We start from the raw sequence: 6,973 nt of genomic DNA, 5'->3' as shown, positions 1-6,973 counted from the left end.
GACCGTTTCGGTTGACGATCTCGGTGAGGACTTTGGAACCGTCGTCCAGGTCGTGCAGGGACTGGATGCAGCGAGAATTGCTGCCTACTTTGCGCAGGCGCTGGAGTCGCTGGCGCACGCGCTGGAGAAGCAGCCACAGCAGCCCGTGCATACATTGGAGATACTGCCGGCTGCCGAGCGCGAGGCACCTTTCGTAACCGACGTCGCACCGCAGCTGATGGCGGAGCGCACCATCACAGCCTGTTTCGAAGCCGTTGTTGTACGCCAACCCAACCAGGCCGCAGTCGTCATGGCGGACCAGACCCTGAGCTTTGACCAGCTCAACAGGCGCGCCAACCAGCTGGCCCATGTAATACACGCCATGGGCGTCATCCCGGGCGACCGTGTGGCAATTTTCTCCGCACGCGGCGTAGAGCTTCTCATCGCAGTGCTGGCAGTGCTCAAGGTTGGTGCGGCGTATGTTCCGCTGGATCCTACCCATCCGGCGTCGCGTATCGGCTACATGCTTGCCGATAGCACTCCTTCCGCGGTACTGAGTACCGCCGCAGCAGCTCCATTGCTGCAATCGCTCGCATTGTCCGTGCCCGTGGTCCTCCTCGACGACGTCATGCATGCATCGCAGCCCGATTGCAATCCGCAACAGGAGTCACTGACGTCGCGCAACTTGGCGTATGTCATCTACACCTCCGGTTCCACCGGGCAGCCGAAAGGGGTGATGGTCGAGCATCAATCGGTAATTCGCCTCTGGCGAGGCTTGAATGCCGAGGTGTTCGCCCATTGTCCGGGTGTCGATCGGGTTTCCATGAACGCATCGCTGTCATTCGATGCATCGGTCCAGATGTGGATTCAGCTGCTTTCCGGCCGCTGCGTGGTGCTGATTCCCCAGGAGGTCCGGCTGGATGCCGATGCTCTGCTGTCCTACATCGACGCACACGCCATTGACATGCTCGACTGCACGCCAGCGCAACTGGATGGCCTGCTGGAGGCGGGTTTGTTGGACAAGCACCGCGCCCATCCAGATGCGGTGCTTGTGGGTGGTGACGTACTCACTGCGGGCACATGGCAGCAACTGCAGCGATCGCCCCGCGTGCAATTCTTCAACGTCTATGGCCCCACCGAATGTACGGTGGACGCCACCGTGGCTCGAATCCGTGCTGATTCAGGCCGACCGAACATCGGCTATCCCCTCCCGCAGGTCAGGGTGTGCCTGCGCGATCAGCTGGGGAGGCCGGTGCCGCGTGGCGTCACCGGCGAGATTCTGTTGGGGGGCGGGCAGCTAGCCCGCGGCTACCTGGGCCAGCCGACGTTGACGGCGGAGCGCTTCGCGGAAGATCCAGCAGCCGGAGACACCCACCAGGCCGCACCGGGCCCCGGGCGGTTATACAGGACCGGCGATCTGGCGCGTCTGCTGGACGACGGTTCATATGAATACCTTGGAAGAAACGATCATCAGGTCAAGATTCGAGGCGTGCGAATCGAGCTCGGCGAAGTCGAATCACAGCTGCTGCAGCATCCCGGAATCGATCAGGTCATCGTTACCGCGCGTGAGGATTACCCGCGCGACCGCCGCCTGGTCGCTTACTTCACGTCCACGGCCGCTGAACCTCCGCTAGCCGCTGAGCTCAGGGAGGTGCTAGCCAGGCACCTGTCCGAGCCGATGGTGCCCTCGGCGTTCGTTCTGATGCCGCACTGGCCACTCAGCCCGAATGGCAAGATTGATCGCAATGGCTTGCCGGTCCCAGATTCTGGGTCCATGTCCGCACGCTGCAATGAGCCGCCGCGAGGCGATGCTGAAACGGCTGTAGCGCAGATCTGGCAGGACGTACTTGGCTTGCCGCAGGTCGGACGGTACGACCGGTTCTTCGAACTCGGTGGGCACTCTCTGTCGGCGATCCAGGTGGTAGTCCGCCTGCGTCGAAAGTTCGACGTGGAGATCCCCATGGCCGATTTGTTCGCACACAACACCGTGGAGGCACTAGCGCGTCACGTCGTGGACACACTGATGGCAAAGATCGATGAAGAAGACATGGCCCGGCTCAGCGATGGGTTGGATGATCTGTCGGAAGCGGAATTGCTGGATCTGCTGGAAAAGGAAGATCAACGGTGACAACCCAGAATGACGGGCGGGCCGACGCGCTGCGCCGGGAGCTCCTTCAACGTCGACTACTGAAGGCATCACAGGAGCGTCAGGCCAGCGGGCAGCAGGTGATCGAGCGGGCGGATCGAAGCGCGCCGCTACCGCTATCCTGGTCGCAGCAGCGGTTGTGGTTCCTCAATCAGCTTGACCCCGCAGCGGGTGCGGCCTATCACTTGGCCTCGGCCGCTCGACTGAGCGGCACGCTGGACCGAGATGCCCTGCAGGCCGCCCTGGACCGCATCGTCTTCCGCCATGAGAGCCTTCGCTCCCGCTTTGTCACCCTGGGCGACACACCGGTACAAGTGATCGACGCTCCCGAGACCGGCTTTACCTTGATTGACCACGACCTTTCGTGCGATGACATCACAGGACGCGAGGAGCGGGTGGCGGACATGGCCGCCGCTGAGGCATCGGCGCACTTTGATCTGAGCAATGGGCCGCTGGTGCGCGGACGGCTGTTGCGATTGGCTGAAAATGAGCATGTTCTTCTTGTCACCCAGCATCACATCGTCTCGGATGGGTGGTCAATGGGCGTCTTCATCCATGAACTGCAGGCGCAGTACGCCGCTGCCGTAGTGGGCAATGACGATCCGCTGTCGCCCTTGCCATTGCAGTATGCAGACTACGCAACGTGGCAGCGGGGCTGGCTCAAGCATGACGCACTGGCGCATCAGGTCGACTTCTGGCGGAACCACCTTGCCAATGCGCCTGCGTTGATCGGGCTGCCGACCGATCGTCCCCGTCCAGCGGTGCAGAGCTTTCGCGGTGAGACTGTCGCGGTGCACATACCTGCCGCCCTGACCAGCGCGCTGAAACAATTATCGAAGCGGCACGGTACAACGCTGTTCATGACGCTGCTGACTGGTTGGGCCACGCTGCTGTCGCGCTGGAGCGGTCAATCCGATCTGGTGATTGGAACCCCGGTTGCCAACAGGTCGCGGCCCGAACTGGAGCCAATGATCGGTTTCTTCGTCAATACCCTGGCAATGCGGATCAGGCTTGACGGCAAACTCAGCGTCGCTGCGCTGCTGGCCCACGTCAGGGCTACCGCACTTGGCGTCTATAGCCACCAGGACGTACCGTTCGATCAGGTCGTGGAGGCGGTGAGGCCTGCCCGCAGCCTGTCTCATGGCCCCTTGTTCCAAGTGATGCTGTCGCTGAACAACACGTTCGGCGGTGAGCCACGCGCGCTCGGCGGTCTTGTGCTTGAGCCATTGCAGATCGCCCAAGGCACGACACACTTCGATCTCTCCCTGGCCTTGGCAGAGCGCGCCGGTGAGATCTGCGGTGTGGCTCAGTTCGCCAGTGACCTCTTCGATGCCGATAGCGTGAAGCGGCATGTTGCTGCATTCTCAACTGTCCTCTCGGCGATGGTAGCCGATGATTCGCAGCCGATCATCGAGCTCCCCGTCATGGAGGAGCCTGAGCGGAAGCAGCTCCTGGTCGACTTCAATCCCCCTGCGCCGCACGCTGCCCCAGCACCGTTACTACATCGGGAGTTCGAGAATCAGGTAGAGCGGTCACCCGGCTCCATCGCGGTGAAGTTCAAGGACACGTCCCTGACCTACGCCGAGCTGGATTGTCGAGCCAACCAGTTGGCACACGCTTTGCGTGCCCAGGGCGCGGGGCCGGATCTGCGCGTGGCCCTGTGCGTGGAACGCGGCGTTGACATGATTGTCGGCGTGCTGGGCATTCTCAAGGCAGGCGCTGCCTACGTCCCGTTGGATCCAGCTTATCCTGACGCCCGTCTGGCCTACCTGCTGCAGGACAGTAATCCCCTCGCGCTGGTAACCCAGTCATCGCTGCATGAACGGCTCGCGACACTTGCACCCTCCTTGCCTGTGATGGATCTCCAGGATGCGTCGCTCCGAAATCTATCCACGCAACCCCCGGTCGTCCCTGGCTTGGAGGCTCACCACCTGGCCTATGTGATCTACACCTCAGGTTCAACCGGGCAACCGAAGGGGGTGATGGTCGAGCACGGCAACATCGTGCACCTTTGGCTGGGACTGCGCAGTGAAGTCTTCGACGCGATGGAGGCGACGTTGCGGGTCGCACTCAACGCCAGCTACTCGTTCGACGCATCGATGCAGATGATTGTGCAACTGCTGTCCGGACATTGCCTCATCCTGGTGCCGGAGGTACTGCGCTCCAACGGAGATGCGATGGTGCGCTTCCTGGCCCGGCACCGTGTGGACGTTCTGGACTGCACGCCTGCCCAGCTTGAGCTGATGCTTGATGCGGGGCTGTGCAACGGGAGCACGTACGCTCCTGTCGCCGTTCTGGTCGGGGGCGATGCGATCCCGGATGCGCTCTGGAAACGTATGGTCGAGGCCAAGACAACGCGCTTCTTCAACGTGTATGGTCCCACCGAGTGCACGGTTGATGCCACGCTCGCCTGCGTTGACCAGACAGCTATGCAGCCGCACATCGGCCGGCCGCTCGCGAATACGCGTATCTACGTGCTGGACGGGCGCGGCCAGCCTGTACCCATCGGCACAGTCGGTGAGATCCATATCGGTGGCGCCCAGGTGGCCCGTGGCTATCTGGATCGGCCTGACCTGACTAGCGAACGATTCAGGGTGGACCCATTCATCGATACCCCATCGGCGCGGCTCTATCGCACCGGTGATCTGGCGCGCTGGCGTGCCGATGGTACGTTGCAGTATCTGGGTCGCAACGATTCCCAAGTGAAGATCCGAGGGTTTCGCATTGAGCCTGGGGAAATCGAGTCTCAGCTGGTGTCCTGTGGCGGTATTGCCGAGGCTGTCGTCATTGCCCGCGAAGATTTGCCGGGTGACCGACGGCTGGTCGCATACGTGCGGGCTGAGGCCGGCCAGGAAATAGTCGCCGCCGACCTGCGCGACCGTCTGCTGTCCCGCCTTGCCCCCCATATGGTCCCGTCGGCATTCGTGCAGATCGAGGCATGGCCGTTGACGCACAATGGCAAGCTGGATCGTAGTGCTCTGCCTGCTCCCAATGCAGCCTCGATCGCGCTGCGTGCCTATCAGGCGCCCGATGGCCATGCAGAGCACGCGGTCGCCGCGACGTGGCAGGCCGTGCTTGGCGTGGAGGGGATAGGGCGCCAGGACAATTTCTTCGAACTTGGCGGGCACTCGCTGCTGGTCGTGGCGGTCATCGAACGGCTACGCCAACAGGGCCTTCATGCCGAGGTGCGGTCGCTGTTTACTGCCCCCACGCTGGCTGGATTTGCCGCCACGCTGGGTACGGGCTCGCTTACGTTGGATGCGCCAGATTATGCGCTGGATGCGCAGGGGAGGATCACCCCGCAACACCTGCCGCTGGTAGCGCTGGAGCAGGAGCAGATCGATGCTCTTGTCGGCACGATTCGTGAAGGCACGCCGTCGATTCAGGACATATACCCACTGGGTCCCTTGCAGCAAGGCGTGTTGTTCCACAGCCTGCTCGATAGCGAGGGCGATCCCTATCTGATGCGCACGATCATGCGGTTCGATGAAGGACAGCGGCTGCATTCGTTTCTCACCGCGCTCGACCAGGTCATTGCGCGGCACGACGTTCTGCGCAGCTCGATACACTGGGAAGGCTTGCCGACGCCGGTGCAGGTGGTCCATCGTCAGGCGCGGATGCCTGTCGAGGCGCTACATCTCGCAAACGGTGATGCCGAGGCGCAGCTGCGCGATCTCATCGATCCAGGCCGTATGCGCCTGGATCTTGGCCAAGCGCCATTGGTAAGGGCATTCACCGCTGCCGATCCGCACGGCAACGGTCACTGGCTGGTGCTGCTGTCCCATCACATCGTCTGTGACCACGTTACCCTCGAGTTGCTGATGCAGGAGGTCCGGACCTTATTGTACGACCCATCGACGCCGCTGCCGATCGTCCTGCCTTACCGGAACTTCATCGCCAGCACGCTTGCCTCCTCCGAAAGCGCGCACGAGTCATACTTCCGTGCGCAGTTGGCCGACGTTCTTGAGCCCACTGCGCCCTTCGGCGTACTTGATGTCCGCGGCAATGGGCGGGACCTCACCGAGTTCACCATGGCGCTTTCTGATTCGCTGAGCCAAAAGCTGCGACATCACGCCCGCCTACTGGGCGTCACCCCGGCTGCGTTTTTCCATCTCGCCTGGGGTCTGGTGCTGGCACGCTGTTGTGAGCGCGATGACGTGGTATTTGGCACGGTACTCTCCGGGCGGCTGCAAGGCGTTAATGGGGCAGACCAGCTATTGGGCATGTTCATCAACACGCTGCCGGTGCGCATCCATCTGGGGGGAAGGGGAGTGCGCGCCGCGGTAATGGAGACCCATGCCCGCCTGAGTGAGCTGCTGGACCATGAGCAGGCCTCGCTGGCCGTGGCTCAGCGCTGCAGCGGCGTTTCAGCGGAGCTTCCCTTGTTCACCTCGCTGTTGAACTATCGACACAACGTTGTGGCAACGGACACCACATGGCCGGGGGTCCACTTCGTCCGCGGCGAGGAGCGCACGAACTTCCCGCTCGTCATGTCGATCAACGACTCCGGGCGGGCCTTCTCGATGACCGCCCAGGCTGTTGTGGGCCTGGATCCTCATCGACTTTCCGGCTGGTTGGCGCAGGGGCTGGAGTCGCTGGCGCACGCGCTGGAGCAACGGCACGATCTGCCGGTGTTGAAACTGGAGCTGGCAGCGGCGGAAGAGTCGATTCAACGGCAGCAGGCATTGCTGGCCACCACACGAGCGTATCCGCGCGATGGGCTGATCCACCATGTTTTCCAGGAGCAGGTGCGAGCCCAGCCCGAGGCAGTGGCAGCAGATTTCCACGGAGCCACGCTGAGCTACCAGCAGCTGGACCGCCGCGCCAATCAGGTTGCACAGGTACTGC

At 62.5% G+C, this 6,973-nt stretch carries 2 protein-coding genes; both read left to right on the top strand.

Features of this window, described 5'->3' with window-relative positions; genetic code table 11:
* Positions 1–2,107 (top strand): non-ribosomal peptide synthetase (locus EKL94_RS21575; RefSeq protein WP_126930585.1); only part of this gene is annotated, 2,107 nt, incomplete at its 5' end.
* Positions 2,104–6,973, top strand: a 4,870-nt coding sequence (locus EKL94_RS21570) for a non-ribosomal peptide synthetase (RefSeq protein ID WP_126930584.1), incomplete at its 3' end; no start/stop codon positions are given. The genes EKL94_RS21575 and EKL94_RS21570, both read left to right, overlap by 4 nt.

The sequence above is a fragment of the Stenotrophomonas maltophilia genome (genome assembly GCF_003970865.1).
Lineage (GTDB): Bacteria > Pseudomonadota > Gammaproteobacteria > Xanthomonadales > Xanthomonadaceae > Stenotrophomonas > Stenotrophomonas maltophilia_AR.
Note: the sequence above shows the minus strand (reverse complement) of the source record. Positions and strands in the feature narration are given on the sequence as shown.